Consider the following 18,425-nt stretch of genomic DNA (forward strand, 5'->3'; position numbering starts at 1 on the left):
ATAATTCTAATAACATAATGAGTGATGGCAATAGGTCTCGATCAGATTGAGAAATTATGGTCGAATTTGGAGGGCCCTAAACGCAAAAACGCCTAAAATCAGTGATTTTAAGCGTTTTTAACCTTTTTTGACTACTACTTTGCGGAGAGGGAGGGATTCGAACCCTCGATACCCTTTTGAAGTATACACACTTTCCAGGCGTGCTCTTTCGACCACTCAGACACCTCTCCTGTTTTATTTAGGATTGCAAAGGTAAAATAATATTGCTATCCGCTGCAATAAAAAAGCGTCCCGGCTTATCAGCACAGAACGCTCCATTAAACATTAAACCTATACTAAAACTTATGATCTTACCCGGTCGTTGTGCTTATCGCGGTAAATTGCACGACTGGTACGATTTTCTTCATGACGCAACTGTCTGCGTTCGGCATAAGTTACATGGCCACTGGCCTTATCGCGCATTTTCTGATTCTGGATGTGTCGTTCATCATTGCGCAGGTGATGGGTTTCGTTACGCGTAAGCTCACCGCTTCGTACACCCCGATTAATCCTGCGGTTTTGATTATGCTCTCTGTGATTAATAACAGGGGTATGAGTTTGTGCCTGAGCCATTGAGGTAACAGCTAATGCAGCTATTAATAACCCTCCAAATATTTTGATTTTCATTTTTTACTTTTTTAGTGTTGTTATAATAATAGAGTAAAAACAAGGCCATTGGTTTAATTAAACTAAAAATATAGCTGATGCTGATTGCCATATGAGCGCATTGTTAAAAGCAGGTTCCGGTCATGGCATCAACATAAATTCGCCGGGCGTTAATGCAGATAAATAATTTTAACTTATGTTTGCTGCTGAATGCCGGTGATACGGCCATATAACTAAAAGAGCGTTTTGTTTCAATGCTGAGCATCAACGAGATTAAAAAACCCATAGCCGCCGATATTGATGTTTTTGAAGGGAAGTTTAAATCTTCCATGCAAAGCTCAGTGCCGTTGCTTGATCGTATTACCCACTATATTGTTAAGCGTAAAGGGAAGCAGATAAGGCCCATGTTCGTGTTTTTTTCTGCAAGTATTTGCGGAGGCATAAACGAGTCAACCCACCGTGGTGCCGCTTTGGTTGAGCTTTTACATACCGCCACCCTGATACATGATGATGTGGTAGACAACTCCTATCAACGCCGCAGCTTTTTCTCTATCAATGCCCTCTGGAAAAACAAAATAGCCGTTTTAGTAGGCGACTTCCTGCTATCAAAGGGTTTGTTGTTATCTATCAAGCATGATGATTTCAGGTTCCTGAAAATTGTATCGGAAGCAATGCGCCAGATGATTGAGGGCGAATTACTGCAGGTTGAAAAGGTGCGTAAAATGGATATTGAAGAGCCCATTTATTACGAGGTTATCCGCCAAAAAACAGCATCGCTTATTGCATCCTGTTGTGAGTGCGGGGCCGCTTCTGCCGGTGCCGATGATGCTACCATTGAAAAAATGCGCCTTTTTGGTGAAAAGATCGGTATCGCCTTCCAAATTAAGGATGATATGTTTGATTTTGGTACCGACGATGTGGGCAAACCTTTAGGCATCGATATTAAAGAGAAAAAAGTGACCCTGCCTTTAATATATTCGCTTAACAACAGCAATTCAAAGGTTAAAAAGGAAATGATCAACCTGGTGAAGAACCATAATGATGATCCTGCCAAAATAGCCCGTATCATTAACTTTGTTAAGGAAAGCGGCGGACTGGAATATGCCGAAACGCAGATGAAAAAATACCAGGACGAGGCTTTTGAGATATTAAACACTTTCCCCGAAGGTGAGGCCCGCCTGGGATTAGAGCAACTGGTACGTTTTACTACCGAACGTAATAAATAAACCATGCAAAGCGAGCTGATTTTTGTATCCGGCTTTATTGTTTTTATCCTGGTTATGCTCGCGCTTGACCTTGGTTTGTTCTCCAGCCCCGAAAAGCCTGTAAGCACAAAAAAGGCAGCCCTGATGAGTGTAGTGTGGATAGCTTTTGCACTTAGCTTTTATACCCTTATTTACAACTATGGCCATCTGCTACACCATGTAAACAGCTTTGCTGCCCTGAAGCAGATTAATATTGACAACTTCCACAACCTGCCCTTAAACCCCCATGATTTTACCGGAGGCTTAAAAGCCTACAACAAAAACCTGGCTATGGAATTTATAACCGGCTATGTGGTGGAGTATGCTTTATCGGTTGATAATATTTTTGTAATTGTACTGATCTTTACTGCATTTGCTGTAGAGCCCAAGCATTACCATAAAGTTCTTTTTTGGGGGATAATCGGCGCCATTATTATGCGGTTCGCTTTTATCTTTGTGGGTGCCACATTAATCAGCCAATTCCATTGGGTACTTTACCTGTTCGGAGCATTCTTGGTTTATACCGGGGTAATGATGTACTTAAACAAGGATAAGGAAGAAAAAGTTGATCCGCAAAATCATACCATCGTAAAGTTTGCGTCCAAATACTTTGCCGTTCATCCTCATTTTTCAGGCAACAGGTTTTTTGTGCGGATAGATCATAAAAAATATATTACCCCACTCTTTTTAGTCCTGCTGATTATTGAGGTTACCGACCTGGTTTTCGCGGTAGATTCAATTCCGGCTATATTTTCGGTTACTAAAGATCCTTATATTGTTTTCTTCTCTAACATATTTGCTATACTGGGCCTACGTTCCATGTTCTTTTTGCTGGTTAATATTATTGATAAGTTTCACTATCTAAAAATTGGCCTGGCAGCCCTGCTAACCTTTATCGGCCTTAAAATGCTGGCCGCAAATTATGTAGATAAAATTGGTCTCGATACCACCAACTCATTGCTGGTTATCCTTGCCATATTGGTAATAAGTGTTATTGCGTCCCTGTTATTTCCCAAAAAAGAATTAAAAAGCAACTGATACTTTTTACGTGCCCCACGTGCTATAAATAATTGGCTAAGCTGTATGTTTTGTCATTTCTAAATTAAAATAAGCTAATCTCTCCGCTCAAATCGCCTATCTCATACAATCTTCTTAACTTAGTAGATGCAATTTTTCAATCTCAGCCTGTTTAAATTTACATTTTTTGATATTCTGGATGTGGTTCTGGTAGCCATTCTGATTTACCAGTTGTACAATTTAATAAGGGGCACCATTGCTGCCAATATTTTTATAGGTTTAGCCATTATATTTTGCCTGTACTACGTGGTAAGGGGATTGCAAATGCGGCTGCTTACCGGCATATTACAGCAATTTGTAAATGTGGGTATTATTGCCATCATCATTGTGTTTCAGCAGGAGGTGCGGCGATTTCTGCTCCTGGTAGGGAAAAATGCATCACTACAACGCAATAAGGCCTGGTGGCAGTATTTTTTTGGCAAAGCCGAGGCTGAGAAAGATAACTACGCCCGTATCAAACCTATTATTGATGCCTGCAAAAGCATGAAGCAAACCCGTACAGGCGCCCTCATTGTGTTTGCTAAATATTACGATGAGCAATTTTATCAAAACAGTTGCGAAGTAATAGAAGGCAAAATATCCAAACGCCTGCTGGAAAGCATCTTCCAAAAAAACAGTCCGCTGCATGATGGTGCGGTAGTAATTGCCGAAAACAAAATTAAATCGGCCAGCTGTATCTTACCGCTTACCGAAAAAACAGATCTTCCGGCGCAGTTTGGCCTTCGCCATCGGGCCGGTATCGGTGTTACCGAAACCAATGATGCTACGGCTATTATTGTATCAGAAGAAACAGGTGAGATCTCTTACGCCAGGCAGGGCCGTGTTAAAATGAATATCAGCTTTGCTGAACTGGAAAAACTGCTGAATAAGGATTTTTAATATTAAACGTTATAGTAAATATGCTTTCGTCATTGGCCAATTCTTTTGATTCATTGATAGTGCTTTTTAGTATCAGCATGCGGTATCTGTTGTTTACCGGGTCGTTTTACCTGTTCTTTTATATTTGGCGCAATAAAAGATACTGGGGTGCAAAAATCCAGCAGCGTTATCCTGAAAATAAGCATATCATTAACGAAATAAAAAATTCATTTGTTACTATATTGATCTTCGGAGTCGTTATTCTTACAGTGATCTGGGCAGGCAAACACGGCTTAACGCAGGTGTATCAACCCATTAATAAATATGGTTACGCTTATTACTTTTTAAGCATTGGAGCGATGATTGTTTTGCACGATACCTATTTTTATTGGACACACCGCCTAATGCACTGGAAACCGTTATTCAAACTGGCGCATAAAACACATCATCTATCAACCAACCCTACTCCTTTTGCGGCCTATGCCTTTCATCCTATCGAGGCGTTGGTTGAGGTGGGCATTATCCCTTTAATTGCTTTTACCATTCCGCATCATGCATCGGCAATAACTATTTTTTCTATTTACTCCCTGCTGCTCAATGTTGCAGGGCACCTGGGTTATGAGCTTTTCCCAAAAGGATTTGCCAGCCATAAACTGTTTAAATGGCACAACACATCCACCCACCATAACATGCACCACCGCCTTGTTAAGTGCAATTACGGCCTATACTTTAACTTTTGGGACAGACTGATGAAAACCAATCACCCGCATTACGAAAAAACTTTTGATACCGTAATTGAAAACCGGGAACAAGGCAAAATAAACCGGCTTGCTGAAGAGGTGGCATTAAAGTAAAAGAGGTACTACACCAAGTGCAGCACCTCTTCATAATGAATATTATATTAATCTATTATTTTGCAGCTTCAATTGCTTTAACCGCATCGTCAGCAGCTTGTGCTGATGCAGTATCATTCAGTTTAGTACGCGCCGTTTTAATATCGTTTAATAAACCTTCAATGGTTGGGGCAATGCCAAACTGTTTAAATTTCACACCAAAGTCTTTTATTGCGCCAATTCCCTGCTGGGCATAATCGGGCTTATCAACGCGGCCAGCCATTGCAGCAAAGCCTCTTATCATATTAAATTGCGCCTGTGGTTGTGCGTTTTTAAAAGCATTGAATACATAGTTCCATTGGTCGCTACCACCGCTGGTGGCATAAACGTTAACAATTGCTATGGTTAAAGCACCTTTATTATCGCTTTCAAAACCTTTGGCTAAAGTTAAAGCCTGTGTTGGTTCCAGTAAGTTAATGGCAGTTAAAGCAGCACCCTGTATAGCGTACGACTGACTGGTAACCGCTTGTTTAAAGATATCCAAATTGCCTGATGCCTTTAATTTACCCAAAACACTAATAGCCGCAGCACGTACCAATGTATTATCATCAGTTTGTGCCAATGAGGCTAATACCGGTAAAGCCGCATTGTGAATATCATCATTAGTCATGTTTAAAGCTCTGATAGCTTTTATACGTAAACCATAATAAGGATCTTTTAATGCCGCAATCATTACTTTTTGAGCTACTTTTTCTGACTGATGACCTGCTGCCGCATTAATGGCCTCAAAACGATCAAGGTATAACGGCGCATTAAAATACTGGAATGCAAATTCATCCAAATTTTTATCATCAGTTTTTGCGGTCAGTAGCACTTTGTCACCATCAACGTTCACCAAATCAGGTTTTGAAGCCACAGTAAAGGTTAAAGTATCGGCCTTATCATTCATCCAAACTTTATGGCGCTCTTTTTTACCACCTGCATAAATGTCAATTGCCATTGGTAATTTAAAGGTTTGGCCATCTTGTTTTTGTTGCAGATAAACGGTTTCAGTTTTCGAAGCATCATCCCATTTGTAGCTAATGCCTAAAACAGGATGTCCTGCGCCATAATACCATTGGTTAAAGTACCAATTCAAGTCTAATCCGCTGGCTTCTTCCAATGCAAGGCGTAATTGTTGTGCTTCGCCATTTTTATATGCATTTGTTTTTAAGTAGATGTTTAATCCCTTAAAGAAAGCAGCATCACCTAAATAATTACGCAGCATATTTAAAATACGGCCACCTTTTTGGTAAGTAACCACATCAAAAACATCTTCTTTATCATCATAATGGAAACGCACCAGGTCCTTTTTAGCAGCATCCGGAGAGTTTAAGTAATTAAACATAGCATTATAGCTATGTGCATCGGCTTCGTCTTTACCATATTTATGTTCGGCCCAAAGCATCTCGCTAAAATCAGCGAATGATTCATTTACGGTAAGGTTACTCCAGCTTTCGCAAGTTACCAAATCACCAAACCATTGGTGAAACAGCTCGTGTGCAATGGTGCTTCTGCCGTTATCATAATTAGCATCCAGCAACTCGCGTGGTGTTTCCTGTACATATTCGCCATGCAGGGTAGCGCTGGTGTTTTCCATTGCCCCACTCACATAATCACGCACTACAATCTGCGAATATTTATACCATGGAAAATCAACACCTAAAGTTTTAGAATAAAACTCTATCAGCTCTGGTGTCATCCCGAATATCTGTTTGGCATATGGAGCATACGCTGGCTCCAGGTAATAGTTTACTTCTTTATCGCGCCATTTATCGTGGTAAATTTTAAAATCACCTACAGCCATCATAAACAAGTAAGGAGAGTGTGGTAATTCCTGTTTCCAGGTATCGGTACGGGTGCCATCACCATTAATTTTTTGCGAAGCCAAACGGCCGTTTGATAAGGTTACATACTTTGCAGGAACAGTCATGCTGATCTCGTCGGTAGTTTTTTGTTCAGGCTTATCAATAGTAGGGAACCAGGCAGATGAACTTTCCGTTTCGCCCTGTGTCCAGATCTGTACAGGCTTGCCTTTTTCAGTGCTATCCGGATTAATAAAATATAAACCTTTTGCATCGTTAATAGCTGCGCTACCTTTTACATGCAGCTCATTCGGTTTAGCGGTATAGTCAATATAAAGCGTGTAACTTTCATCATTATGGTAAACCTTATCCAGCTTAATAGCCACAGTTAAACTATCATAAGTAAATTTAAGTGGGGTGTTTTTGCCGTTCTTCACCACCGAAATATTTTTAAGATCCATACCTTTTGCATCAAGGCGCAGGGTATCGGTAGGATAAAAATGCGGTTTTAAAGTAACCCATTCCTTACCATACAGATAGCGTTTCTTGTAATCAAAGCGTACATCCAGTTTGGTGTGTACCAGGTCATTGATTTTAGGCGGAGTTTCACGGTAGATCTTCAGCAAAGGATCATCCGCTTTTGCAGGAGCCTGTGCATGGACAGCAGATATGCTTAGTCCGGCAATAAGGCCCGTAAAAACGAATGACGAGAGTGTTTTAATGTTTGTCATATGCTTTTTATTGAGTGTATATTTTCCCCTCTTTCATAACGAAGGAAATGTTTTTCATTGTTTTAATATCTTCCAGCGGGTTCCCGTCAACGGCAACAATATCGGCAGACTTACCTGTTGTTATACTCCCGGTTATATCCGAAATACCTAACAAATCAGCTGCGCTGGTTGTGGCGGATTTAATGGCTTCCATTGGTGGCATACCTGCTTCAACCATATATTGAAATTCCATATAATTTTTCCCATGGTCATAAACCCCGGCATCGGTTCCAAAAGCAATTTTTACCCCTGCTTTGTAGGCCCTGGCAAAAGTTTGTTGTATTTGTGTACCTACTTCTAAAGCTTTACGGGCAATAACCGGTGGAAAATAACCTTTTATTTTAGCCGAGTCGGCAACAGATTTACCTGCAATGATAGTGGGTACATAATAGGTACCGTATTTAATGGCTAACTGCATATCCTCATCATTCATAAAGGTGCCATGCTCTATTGAAGTCACACCACCCAAAATAGCCCTGCGGATGCCTTCGGCCCCGTGGGCATGGCAGGCTACCCTTAGCCCATAGTCTTTTGCGGTTTCAACAACTGCTTTAATCTCATCAATACTAAACTCGGCTCCCGATCCATTTTCACTCAAATCAAGCACGCCACCTGTTGAGGCAATTTTAATAACATCCGATCCTCTTTTTATCTGCAAACGCACCGCCTTTATCAGTTCGTCCCTCCCATCGGCAACACCATCGTCCGGTCCCATTTTGTGGTTAAACGCATCATCACGGTAGCCGTCAGAATTATCCATATGGCCACCGCTGGCAGATATGGCTCTACCCGCAGTGATAATTCGCGGCCCATCAACCAGGCCCTTTTTTACCGCTTTACGTAAGCTGATATTCACACCCGAACCACCCAGATCCCTAACTGTAGTAAAGCCAGCCATTAATGTTCTTTTTGCATAAACAGCCGCGTTATAAGCAATATCGGCATCAGTTAAAGTAAAAGTTTCCAGCAAATTAGTACCCTGCGATTCAAGGTGCACATGGCAATCAATAAGGCCTGGCATTACCGTTTTATTTTGCAGGTTGATGACCCTGTCAGCGGATGAACCAGTTAAATAACCCTTCTCGATACCGGTAATGGTTTTTCCTTCAACAATTATGGTAACTTGTGTTTGTGGAGCGTTGGCTTTGCCATCAATCAGTTTACCGCATTGAATGTATGTTTTTTGGGCAAACGCCACAGAAGAGAATAGCAGGAAGGCAATAAAGTAAAGGTTCTTTATCATAAAAAATTGTCAGTAAAGGTCAGCTAATAATCAGTTAAAATTAACAAGTTCCCGCTTATTGCAGATATGACTGAACAAAGAGCCGGTTTGTTACACTAAGGTACTTTTATTTTTAATAAAAACAGCTAATTAAGCAGTTCAAAACCGAACGTATATTGTCCGGATACGAACAGCATAATAAGCAATCCACTTTATCAATACACTAATAATGAATATATTATATAAATGGCATAATAATTTATAGACTTAAAAAGCAGTATCCATTTTAAGTAAACTTTTTATGATTAAAAACTATTTAAAAGTTGCATGGCGCAACCTCATCAAAAATAAGGCACATACATTTATCAATATTGCAGGCCTTTCAGTTGGCCTTGCCTGTAGCTTACTCATATTATTATGGGTACAAAATGAAATGGATGTTGATGCATTTCATAAAAACGGCAAAAACTTATATTCGGTTTATGAACGCCAGTTTTTTGACCATAAGGTTACCGCACAATACTTTACACCAGGTTTATTGGCAAGCGAATTAAAAAAAGCAATCCCCGAAATAAAATATGCTACCAGTTCAACCACCGGTTTTGAAGAGCGCCATACTTTTAAAGTAGGCGATAAAATATTAAAAATAGAGGGTGCTGCTGCCGATTCTGATTTCTTTAAAATGTTTAGTTACCCTTTATTACAGGGAAATGCGCAGAATGCCCTCAATAATATTTCGGGTATAGCTATCTCGAAAAAAATGGCGGAGAACTTCTTCGGTTCTCCGCAAACAGCCATGGGTAAAACCATCCGCTATGATAATCAAAAAGACTTAATTGTTACCGCTGTTTTCGACAACATAGGAGCAAATTCTTCCGAAAAGTTTGATTACATCACCAACTGGCAGGCATATTTGAAAGACAATCCATGGGCATTAAATTGGGATAACAACAGCCCGCTAACTTATATACAACTGCGCGATGATGCTAACCCCGTTTTGGTAGATAAGAAGATTACCCATCTTTTAACCAGCTATAATAAATTTGAGAAAAAAGGAATTTTCACTCAGGATTTGAGTCTACAGCGTTTTGATCAGAAATATTTACACAGCAATTTTAAGAATGGTGTAATAGATGGAGGCCGAATTGAATATGTACAACTATTCAGCATAGTTGCTGTTTTTATTTTACTTATCGCATGCATCAACTTTATGAATTTGGCTACAGCACGGTCTGTAAAAAGAGCCAAAGAAATTGGGGTACGCAAAGCTATTGGCGCAGTAAAAAGCATTTTGGTTTGGCAATTCATAGGCGAATCATTACTGCTTACCAGCATTGCAGTAATAATATCATTGGTTTTCTTAACCGTTCTGTTGCCGGTGTTTAATCAGATTACTCAAAAACAAATTGAGCTTCCTTTTAACCAGCCGTTGTTTTGGATAAAATTACTTGGCATTACAATTATTACCGGTTTAGTTTCGGGTAGCTACCCTGCCTTGTTCCTGTCATCGTTCAACCCGGTTAAAGTACTCAAGGGCACACTAAAGCTCGACTCCGGAACAGTAATCTTTCGTAAAGGCCTCGTTGTTTTCCAGTTTGTGCTATCCATTATATTAATAATCGGAACCATTATTGTATCCAAACAAATAAACTATACACAGTCTATTAATCTGGGTTTTGACAGGGAAAATATGATTTACGTCCCACTTGAAGGAAACCTTGTTACCAATTACGAAGTTTTAAAAAATGAGGCCCTTAAAATGCCAGGCATACAATCTATTACCCGGACCGATTGTACACCAACCAATATAACTCCTTCCACTATCGGCGTCCACTGGATAGGTAAAGACCCTAACTTAAATATATCTTTCAATGATGCATCTGTAGGATATGATTATATCAACACTATGAAACTAAAGATGGTTGCCGGCAGGGATTTTTCAAAAGATAATGCCACGGATTCTGCAGGATATATCATTAATGAAACAGCCTTAAAAAGAATAGGCTATACCGATCCTATCGGAAAACCCTTTGACCAATGGGGTAATAAAGGTATCATTATTGGGGTAGTTAAGGATTTTCATTTCAATTCACTGCATGAACAAATTAAACCATTGATACTTCGCTATGGCGAAAAAGATATTAGCGGCTACCTAATGCTCAGAACACAGCCGGGCAAAACCAAAACGGCGCTAGCCAGTATGGAAACCATCTGCAAACAACTGAACCCCAATTTTCAGTTTACCTATGCTTTTTCAGATGAGGAATATAATAAGCTTTACAACAATGAGCAGATAGTGGGAAACCTATCAAATGCCTTCGCATTTCTTGCCATTTTCATTTCATGCCTGGGCCTGCTGGGGCTGGCCATGTTTACTGCTGAACAGCGGGTAAAAGAAATTGGTATCCGAAAAGTATTGGGAGCAAGCGTGAGTTCTTTATTTGCTTTATTATCGTCTGAGTTTTTATGGCTCATTGTTATCGCCTTAATAATTGCTTCACCCATAGCATGGTATACTATGAATATATGGCTGCACAATTTTGCATACTACATTCCCCTTCAATTTTCGGTGTTTGCTTTAGCCGGTGGATTGATCATATTTATTGCATTGGCTACTGTAAGCGTACAGGCAATTAAAGCGGCATTGATTAACCCGATAAAAAGTTTAAGAAGCGAGTAAATTATAGATTGGTTTTACCCACAAAAAATAAAACCCCGGTCTGCAAATGCGTACCGGGGTTTATTATAGGTATAAAAATCTTTTAGCAATATTGCTCAAACGCACCAATCAGGTTATCGGCAATCATTTGTGCCGGGCGACCTTCAATTTGATGGCGCTCAATAATATGCACCAATTTGCCATCTTTAAATAAAGCCATTGCCGGTGATGATGGTGGATACGGCAGCATATAAGCACGCGCTTTATTAACCGCTTCTGTTTCCATACCTGCAAAAACAGTTACCAATTTATCAGGGTGCTTTTCTGACTGTGCAGCTATACGTGCAGCAGGGCGCGCATTTGCTGCAGCGCAACCGCAAACTGAATTTACCATCACAAACACCGTACCTTCGCTTTCAATAGCTTTAGTTACGGCATCAGCATCTTTTAACTCTTCAAAGCCAACCCTGGTAAGGTCTTCCCGCATTGGGGCTACTAAATATTCTGGATACATGGTTTTCTTTTTAATAAATTTAATGTACAAAAATAACAAATGATGTTGAGTTAAAATTTATAAATAACAATATATAACAATTTGCTGACTTAACCCGTATAAGTACGAACCGATAATATTTAGACTATTAAGCAAATCAAGGAAAACTGTTTCCTGACGTTAGGTTAAACTAAAATTAATGTTGCTTTTCAAAGTGTATTTGTTATCTTGCAAATCCTAATTACATTAAAAATTGAAATGAAATCAAAACTATCTGAAATCAGTACAGTAATTATTGTAAATAAAAGCAGGGAGCCAAAAACAATACAAATAAAGTCAAAGCACCTTAGCCGTTTGCGCCATTATGCTGCAATTGTTGTGGGTGTTATAGTAATACTTTCGGTAACAGTAGTTTACTTAAGATCACAAAATGCACAGCAGGAAGAAGAAAAAGACCGGCTGATGGCACAGATTACCAAACTTAAAATTGCCATCCCTCCTCCTGCAATTCCACAAACGAAAACAAATACTGCTCAAAACTATATCCAGAGCATAGAAGCCAAGCTTCAAAAAATTAACGATTATTTAAAAAAACGCGGGTTAAAAGGTTTTTCAAACAAAGCGGTAGGTGGCAACGGTAATACCGAAGGAGCTAAACTTACTGATGAAGAAACTTACTCGCTATATGATGAATATTTAAGCCGCCTGGTTCATTCAGTAGCATTTACCCCAATGGGCTATCCGCGCATAAGTTCATTAACCTCCATGTTTGGTTACCGAAGCGATCCTTTTAACTCAGCAAGTGCTGAATTCCATCCGGGCATTGATTTCAGAGGTGCTGTTGGAGACGAGGCTCATTGCACTGCCAACGGAAAGGTTGTTTTTGCAGGCTGGTACGGTGGTTATGGCAATTGCGTTCGCATTGCTCATGCTAATAGCTATGAAACATTATACGGACACCTGTCACGCATTACCGTAAAGGTAGGACAGGAAGTTACCGTAGGCCAAAAAATAGGCGAAGTAGGTTCAACAGGTCACTCAACAGGTGCCCACCTGCATTACGAAGTAAGGTTAAATGGTAAACCTATTAATCCTATAAAATTTCTTACCCTAAATAACTAAAACTACTTATTCATGGCTTTTTTTTCAAAAAAAGATAACGTTGCACTCGACATGCAATCTATATCGACCCTTATTAGTGAAGGCTGTATTTTGGATGGTAATCTTAAAGCACCTGCATTTGCCCGTATTGACGGCCAGATAACTGGTGATGTAATGATTGATGAAGGATTAATAATCGGTGAAAAAGGGTCAATATTAGGGAATGTGATAACCAAAGAAATGGTTATTTATGGTACTGTAAATGGCAACCTTAACGTAAATTCGCTCGAAATTAAATCGACAGGTAAAGTTTCCGGTGAAATAAGAACACAAACACTGGCAGTTGAAAATGGGGCAATTTACAATGGAAGCCTGTCCATGACCCAAAACAACAAGCTGGCCGAATCACATAAAATAAGCAAAGCATCTGCTCAAAAAGTTATTGAGGTTTAAAATCAGCAACTTATCTCAAAGCAACATTAACTGCATAATAATAGGTTATTATATTATCTACGGGTAAATCTAATACGTGGCACATTTCGTAATTAGCGTTAGTAATTTTGTATTGATATTATTATACACTAATTTTGTAAAAAAATCAAAGAGCTATGTCATCAGTAGAGACCTCGTACGTTAAATTCAAAGTAAAAGATTTTTCATTGGCTCAGTGGGGTCGTAAGGAAATAGAATTGGCTGAAGCAGAAATGCCTGGCCTTATGGCTTTACGTAAAGAGTACGGCCCGGTAAAAATATTAAAAGGCGCGCGCATTGCAGGCTGCCTGCACATGACCATCCAAACTGCCGTTTTAATCGAAACACTAATTGAATTGGGTGCCGAAGTTACCTGGTCATCATGTAACATATTTTCAACCCAGGACCATGCTGCTGCTGCTATTGCTGCTGCTGGTACTTCTGTTTATGCCTGGAAAGGCATGAATGCTGAAGAATTTGACTGGTGCATTGAGCAAACCTTGTTTTTTGGAGAAGATCGTAAACCATTAAACATGATTTTGGATGATGGCGGTGATTTAACCAATATGGTATTGGATAAATATCCTGAACTAATTGCAGGTATAAAAGGTTTATCAGAAGAAACCACCACAGGTGTACACCGTTTATATGAGCGTATGAAAGCCGGTACGTTACCAATGCCAGCTATCAACGTAAATGATTCGGTAACCAAATCAAAATTCGATAACAAATACGGCTGCCGTGAGTCACTTGTTGACGCTATCCGTCGTGCAACCGACGTAATGATGGCTGGTAAAGTGGCTGTTGTTTGCGGTTATGGTGATGTGGGTAAAGGATCAGCTGATTCATTACGCAATTCAGGTGTACGCGTTATTGTAACTGAAATTGACCCTATATGTGCTTTACAAGCTGCTATGGAAGGCTTTGAAGTTAAAAAACTAGGTACAGCTATTACCGAGGCTGATATCGTTGTTACTGCTACCGGCAACAAAAACATTGTAAGGGAAGAGCATTTCCGTGCATTAAAAGACAAAGCTATTGTTTGTAACATTGGTCACTTTGATAATGAAATTGACATGGCCTGGTTAAACGGCGCTTATGGCAATACCAAAATTGAAATTAAACCACAGGTTGATAAATATACTATTAACGGTAAAGATGTTATTGTTTTAGCCGAAGGCCGTTTGGTAAACTTAGGTTGCGCAACCGGACACCCAAGTTTTGTAATGAGTAACTCATTCACTAACCAAACTTTAGCTCAAATTGAACTTTGGACAAACAGTGAACAATACGAAAATCAGGTTTATACCCTACCAAAACATCTTGACGAAAAAGTTGCCCGTTTACACCTTGCTAAAATTGGCGTTGAACTGGAAGTTTTAGACCAGGATCAGGCCGATTACATTGGTGTAACTGTTGACGGTCCGTTTAAACCGGAGTACTACCGTTACTAATTTAAGGTTGAACGTGAAAGCTTAATGCCTTTACAATTGAATATAGAAAAGGCATGATTTAAGGATCGTGCCTTTTTTGTTTGCCTTAATTTTATTTTTCTAACTCTTTTATTGCTTCATCATAACTACTAATTAGCGTCGGTGCACGGTCAACAGCCCAGGCACTGTAATTATCTCTTATCAGCATTAGGGTTATATGAGCATTTTCCGGCTTCCGCGCCTCGTAACTAAGTACTACTTTACCTATTTCATCTTCAACTTTCATTATGCGGGTCTGGTCAGCATAAATATTGCTAAGTAGCGAAATAGTTTTAAAATTCAGTTTTGAGGAGATATTAAGGCTTTTGGCCTGTTCCCAGGCTACATCATCAAAAAAACGATATAACACTCCTTGCGGAGCAATATATTTCAGATGAAATTCATCATTATTAATAATCTTCCTTTGTATGGTAGGATCGGTCAGTGCCGAGTCAATTGACCGTATTACTTTTTTGTTGTAGGCATATTGTTCCTGCGCATACTTTTTATTAGTGATCAGCTCATTGCGGATATTATTCAGTAGCTCATTGAATTGCTTTTTTTCGTGCAGGTTATTGATAAACTCCGTAAGAATAAGTGCCAACAAAACACTGAAAATAATTAGCAGTGATTCGCCTGCGTATTCCTTCCATCCACGAAGCGTGTAAACTTCCGGAATACTCGTTTCAGCAGATTTAACTTCTTCGTTACTGTTTTCTGTAGTAGTTTCTTCGTTCATAAAATAGCTTAGGCTAATATAAAGAACTATTAAATAAGAAACTACATGATAATCAACAAACTAAAACGTAATGGTAAAAGTAGTCCCAACATTGGGTTCGCTACCTATCTTTATATTGCCGCCAAAAGTTTCAATTTGTGTTTTCGTCATAAAAAGACCTATCCCTTTGCTATCATGGCCGTTGTGAAATACATTATTGAGCTTAAACACATTTTCGCCGTGCTTTTTAAGGTCAATGCCTAAACCATTATCATTAAAAGTTAATATAAGCTTACCATCTTCAAATTCAGATTTTATAGTAATTACCGGGGGAACAGCAGCCCGACTATATTTTAAGGAGTTACTGATCATGTTGTAAAATATGCTTTCCAGATACATCTTAGGAAATGCCATAGAGGGAATCTTAAAGTAAGTATGAATGATAGCCTTTTTTTTGATGATTTGCCCCTTTAACATCACTTCAACACTGTTTACAATACTTTTAAAGTTACAGGTGTCATATGGAAGATTCTGGTTATTACGAATTTCTAACACCTTCATCAGTTCATTAAGGGTATCAATAAGTGTAGAACTCGCCTGCTTCAGCATCGCCAAATAATCTGATCGGTCTGGCTCCGATGCCGAATCAGCGTACATCTCCAATATCATCTGTATAGTGGCGGCAGGTCCGCGCAAATTATGAGCTACTATCCGGTTAAAATCTTCAAATTGGCTAATCCTGTTTTCAAGATCAAGCGCACGTTTGTATTCATCAATATCGGTAAATGAGCCAAACCATTTAATAATATTCCCTTTGCTGTCTTTCATTGGCACTGCAATTCCTAAGTGCCACCGGTATGTACCATCTGATATCCTTTTAAACCTTACCTCTTCCTCGTAGTGCTTACCTTCTACATACATTTCGGTCCAGGGCTTAAAGTCCTTGCTTATATCATCCGGATGCAGCACAGGTGTCCAGCCATAATCCATTGTATCCTTCAAGCTCATCCCACTATAATCAAACCAATACTGATTGTAATAGTCCAGGCTGCCATCCGGGTTTGAGATCCATACAATTTGAGGAATAGAATCAGCCAGGAACTTAAATTCCTGTATTTTTTCGATGGTTTTATCCTGTTCTCTTATTAAATCAATATACTTGGAAAGTGCTTTATTAAGCCTGGCCTGCGCTTCAACTGCTCCCTGTAGCGCTATCTCATTATATTTATAAACATCAATATCCTGAAAAGTACCATATAGTTTAACGCAATTACCATTCTCAAATTCAGCATTTCCTAAAGTTCTTATCCAAATTTCTTCGCCCTTGTTGTTTATAATTTGCAGCTCTTCATTCCAGGGAGTACCATCGGCCATGGCGCGTTTAATTACTTCAGCTATCCTGTCCCGGCTTTTACCTTCCTTATAAAAGTTAATACTTGTTTCAATATCAGGCTCATAATCTGGTGGCATACCATGAATTTCTTTAGTTACCGATGTCCAGAAAACTTTCTTCTTCACCAAATTATATTCCCAGCCACCAACACGTGCCACCTGGTTGGTTTGCTCCAGCATTTGGCTGGTGCGTTTTAATTTCTCTTCCAGGTAATGTCTTTCTGTAATATCAGTGCCATTACCAATAACATAGGGCGGGCTCCCAGGGTCAGTTTGCAGCGTATTGTTATACATCCAGATACGTATGGAACCATCTTTATGCAAGGTTACCATTTGCCCCTTAACCTTACCGTTTTGTTTTATTTCATCGAGATATTTATTTACCAAAGGATGTTTATCCTTTGGCATAACATCAAACAGGCTTAGCTTAATAATCTCATCAACGGTATATCCTAAAGTTTCAGCTCCGGCAGTATTTAATGAAATAAAATTACCTTTCAAATCATGGGTGCACATCAACCCCTGTGAATTATTAAAAAATGCCCTCAGTTTTCCTTCACTTGCTGCAAGTTGCTGATCCTTTAATGTAAGTTCCGATACATCGCGGCCTATGCCAAATATATTACCGGTTTCTAGTTCAGGGATTGATGCCCATTCAATGGTTTTATATTCGCCGCTTGCGGTTTTAAAACGCTGCAAAAAATTAACCGTTTTTCCTCCGCCTGATAATTTTTGTAACTCTTTTACAGTGCTCTCCACATCGTCCGGATGGTAAAACTCAAAAGACGATGTGTTTAAAAGATGTTCTTCGCTCCATCCCAATACCCGCTCAAATGCCGGGTTAACTTTTTTAAAGTAGCCGTCAATTCCACCTATAAAAACCAAGTCGTTTGATTGTTCGAACAATTTTTGAAAGTCCTTCAACTCCTCCTTTATCTTGCGTTCAGCAATAAGTGAGCTTATTTCCTGCGAAAGCACCTCCAATGCCCGTTTTTGCTTTGCACTTAGCTTTCGCGGCTTGCGGTCAATTACACATAGCGAACCTAAAGCATAGCCCTGCTCATCAAATACCGGATAACCAGCATAAAACCGGATATGCGGGTCGCCCGTTACTAGTGCATTATCTTTAAAGCGTTCATCTTTAGTGGCATCTTCCACTTCAAAAATAGAAGTATCCATAATGGTATAGCCACAAAAAGCAAGTTCCCTGTCCGTTTCTTTTGTATCCAAACCGACCGATGATTTAAACCATTGGCGGTGCTCATCAACCAATGAAACCAGAGAAATGGGCACCTCACAAATTATGGAAGCAAGTTCAGTGATCCGGTCAAATTCATATTCATTTAATGAATCTAAAATCTGATGATCATGAAGGGCCTTTAAACGGCTTTTCTCATTTTTAGGAACCGGAATTACATTCACGTTTTAAATATTACTTGATTTAATAATATAATAAACAACCTTTTGCTTAAAAGGATTGCCAGTACCAAAGCAAGTTTAATTAATTAGAAAATAATGGTGTTGTATAAAGTTAACAAAGTATTTAAACTAATACAATTTGAACGCTGTTTTTGCCTCAAATTGATTTAAATAAGTAAAAAAGATGTGTTGTTATTTTATATCTTT

The 18,425-nt window shown here is 39.2% G+C and carries 14 protein-coding genes and 1 tRNA gene; 8 read left to right on the forward strand and 7 right to left on the reverse strand.

Going from position 1 to position 18,425, the window contains the following annotated elements; genetic code table 11:
- Positions 1–142: 142 nt before the first annotated feature.
- A tRNA-Ser gene (locus JN11_RS23030) sits at positions 143–230 on the reverse strand.
- A 112-nt stretch (positions 231–342) separates the two neighbouring features.
- The gene (locus JN11_RS23035; protein ID WP_144916517.1) at positions 343–666 is read right to left on the reverse strand and encodes a hypothetical protein; all 324 of its coding nucleotides are present in this window, start codon (positions 664–666) and stop codon (positions 343–345) included.
- Positions 667–899: 233 nt separating this feature from the next.
- Here JN11_RS23035 and JN11_RS23040 point away from each other — a divergent pair, with 233 nt between their 5' ends.
- From JN11_RS23040 to JN11_RS23055, 4 genes are all read left to right on the forward strand, one after another.
- Positions 900–1,871 carry a polyprenyl synthetase family protein gene (locus JN11_RS23040; RefSeq protein ID WP_144916519.1) on the forward strand — a complete coding sequence of 324 codons (972 nt, stop codon included), beginning with the start codon at positions 900–902 and terminating at the stop codon, positions 1,869–1,871.
- A gap of 3 nt (positions 1,872–1,874) precedes the next feature.
- The gene (locus tag JN11_RS23045; RefSeq protein ID WP_144916521.1) at positions 1,875–2,927 is read left to right on the forward strand and encodes a TerC family protein; all 1,053 of its coding nucleotides are present in this window, start codon (positions 1,875–1,877) and stop codon (positions 2,925–2,927) included.
- 126 nt (positions 2,928–3,053) lie between these two features.
- Positions 3,054–3,845, forward strand: coding sequence for a diadenylate cyclase CdaA (cdaA, locus tag JN11_RS23050; RefSeq protein ID WP_144916522.1), 792 nt, complete (start codon positions 3,054–3,056; stop codon positions 3,843–3,845).
- A 20-nt stretch (positions 3,846–3,865) separates the two neighbouring features.
- Complete coding sequence (locus JN11_RS23055; protein ID WP_144916524.1) at positions 3,866–4,678, forward strand: sterol desaturase family protein; 813 nt, start codon at positions 3,866–3,868, stop codon at positions 4,676–4,678.
- 55 nt (positions 4,679–4,733) lie between these two features.
- On the opposite strand, the gene JN11_RS23060 is transcribed toward JN11_RS23055, so the two are convergent.
- The gene (locus JN11_RS23060) at positions 4,734–7,232 is read right to left on the reverse strand and encodes a M1 family metallopeptidase (protein ID WP_144916526.1); all 2,499 of its coding nucleotides are present in this window, start codon (positions 7,230–7,232) and stop codon (positions 4,734–4,736) included.
- A 7-nt stretch (positions 7,233–7,239) separates the two neighbouring features.
- Positions 7,240–8,514 (reverse strand): metal-dependent hydrolase family protein, encoded by a 1,275-nt coding sequence (locus tag JN11_RS23065; protein WP_211360892.1) that lies wholly within the window; start codon positions 8,512–8,514, stop codon positions 7,240–7,242.
- Between the two features lie 280 nt (positions 8,515–8,794).
- Here JN11_RS23065 and JN11_RS23070 point away from each other — a divergent pair, with 280 nt between their 5' ends.
- A complete protein-coding gene (locus tag JN11_RS23070) occupies positions 8,795–11,173 on the forward strand; it encodes an ABC transporter permease (protein WP_144916527.1) in 2,379 nt (792 codons plus the stop codon).
- A gap of 82 nt (positions 11,174–11,255) precedes the next feature.
- Here JN11_RS23070 and JN11_RS23075 read toward each other — a convergent pair whose 3' ends face one another.
- Positions 11,256–11,666: a BrxA/BrxB family bacilliredoxin gene (locus tag JN11_RS23075; protein WP_144916529.1), complete on the reverse strand. Its 411-nt coding sequence runs from the start codon at positions 11,664–11,666 to the stop codon at positions 11,256–11,258.
- A 237-nt stretch (positions 11,667–11,903) separates the two neighbouring features.
- On the opposite strand from JN11_RS23075, the gene JN11_RS23080 reads away from it, so the two are divergent.
- The 3 genes from JN11_RS23080 (at position 11,904) to ahcY (ending at position 14,671) form a co-directional block, all read left to right on the forward strand.
- Positions 11,904–12,767: a M23 family metallopeptidase gene (locus tag JN11_RS23080; protein ID WP_144916531.1), complete on the forward strand. Its 864-nt coding sequence runs from the start codon at positions 11,904–11,906 to the stop codon at positions 12,765–12,767.
- Between the two features lie 12 nt (positions 12,768–12,779).
- Positions 12,780–13,199: a bactofilin family protein gene (locus JN11_RS23085; RefSeq protein WP_144916532.1), complete on the forward strand. Its 420-nt coding sequence runs from the start codon at positions 12,780–12,782 to the stop codon at positions 13,197–13,199.
- A 155-nt stretch (positions 13,200–13,354) separates the two neighbouring features.
- Positions 13,355–14,671, forward strand: coding sequence for an adenosylhomocysteinase (ahcY, locus tag JN11_RS23090; protein ID WP_144916534.1), 1,317 nt, complete (start codon positions 13,355–13,357; stop codon positions 14,669–14,671).
- A 91-nt stretch (positions 14,672–14,762) separates the two neighbouring features.
- Here the strand turns inward: ahcY and JN11_RS23095 are convergent, their stop codons facing one another.
- Both JN11_RS23095 and JN11_RS23100 read right to left on the reverse strand, forming a co-directional pair.
- Positions 14,763–15,428 carry a hypothetical protein gene (locus JN11_RS23095; RefSeq protein WP_144916535.1) on the reverse strand — a complete coding sequence of 222 codons (666 nt, stop codon included), beginning with the start codon at positions 15,426–15,428 and terminating at the stop codon, positions 14,763–14,765.
- 60 nt (positions 15,429–15,488) lie between these two features.
- Positions 15,489–18,221: a PAS domain S-box protein gene (locus JN11_RS23100; protein ID WP_144916537.1), complete on the reverse strand. Its 2,733-nt coding sequence runs from the start codon at positions 18,219–18,221 to the stop codon at positions 15,489–15,491.
- Between the last annotated feature and the right edge of the window lie 204 nt (positions 18,222–18,425).

This window comes from Mucilaginibacter frigoritolerans, from assembly GCF_007830615.1.
Taxonomy (GTDB): Bacteria; Bacteroidota; Bacteroidia; order Sphingobacteriales; family Sphingobacteriaceae; genus Mucilaginibacter; species Mucilaginibacter frigoritolerans.

Excerpts from the sequence above, each read along its gene's own strand:
- JN11_RS23035 (WP_144916517.1), bottom strand. The coding sequence starts at position 666 with ATGAAAATCAAAATATTTGGAGGGTTATTAATAGCTGCATTAGCTGTT.
- JN11_RS23040 (WP_144916519.1), top strand. The coding sequence starts at position 900 with ATGCTGAGCATCAACGAGATTAAAAAACCCATAGCCGCCGATATTGAT.
- JN11_RS23045 (WP_144916521.1), top strand. The coding sequence starts at position 1,875 with ATGCAAAGCGAGCTGATTTTTGTATCCGGCTTTATTGTTTTTATCCTG.
- cdaA (WP_144916522.1), top strand. The coding sequence starts at position 3,054 with ATGCAATTTTTCAATCTCAGCCTGTTTAAATTTACATTTTTTGATATT.
- JN11_RS23055 (WP_144916524.1), top strand. The coding sequence starts at position 3,866 with ATGCTTTCGTCATTGGCCAATTCTTTTGATTCATTGATAGTGCTTTTT.
- JN11_RS23060 (WP_144916526.1), bottom strand. The coding sequence starts at position 7,232 with ATGACAAACATTAAAACACTCTCGTCATTCGTTTTTACGGGCCTTATT.
- JN11_RS23065 (WP_211360892.1), bottom strand. The coding sequence starts at position 8,514 with ATGATAAAGAACCTTTACTTTATTGCCTTCCTGCTATTCTCTTCTGTG.
- JN11_RS23070 (WP_144916527.1), top strand. The coding sequence starts at position 8,795 with ATGATTAAAAACTATTTAAAAGTTGCATGGCGCAACCTCATCAAAAAT.
- JN11_RS23075 (WP_144916529.1), bottom strand. The coding sequence starts at position 11,666 with ATGTATCCAGAATATTTAGTAGCCCCAATGCGGGAAGACCTTACCAGG.
- JN11_RS23080 (WP_144916531.1), top strand. The coding sequence starts at position 11,904 with ATGAAATCAAAACTATCTGAAATCAGTACAGTAATTATTGTAAATAAA.
- JN11_RS23085 (WP_144916532.1), top strand. The coding sequence starts at position 12,780 with ATGGCTTTTTTTTCAAAAAAAGATAACGTTGCACTCGACATGCAATCT.
- ahcY (WP_144916534.1), top strand. The coding sequence starts at position 13,355 with ATGTCATCAGTAGAGACCTCGTACGTTAAATTCAAAGTAAAAGATTTT.
- JN11_RS23095 (WP_144916535.1), bottom strand. The coding sequence starts at position 15,428 with ATGAACGAAGAAACTACTACAGAAAACAGTAACGAAGAAGTTAAATCT.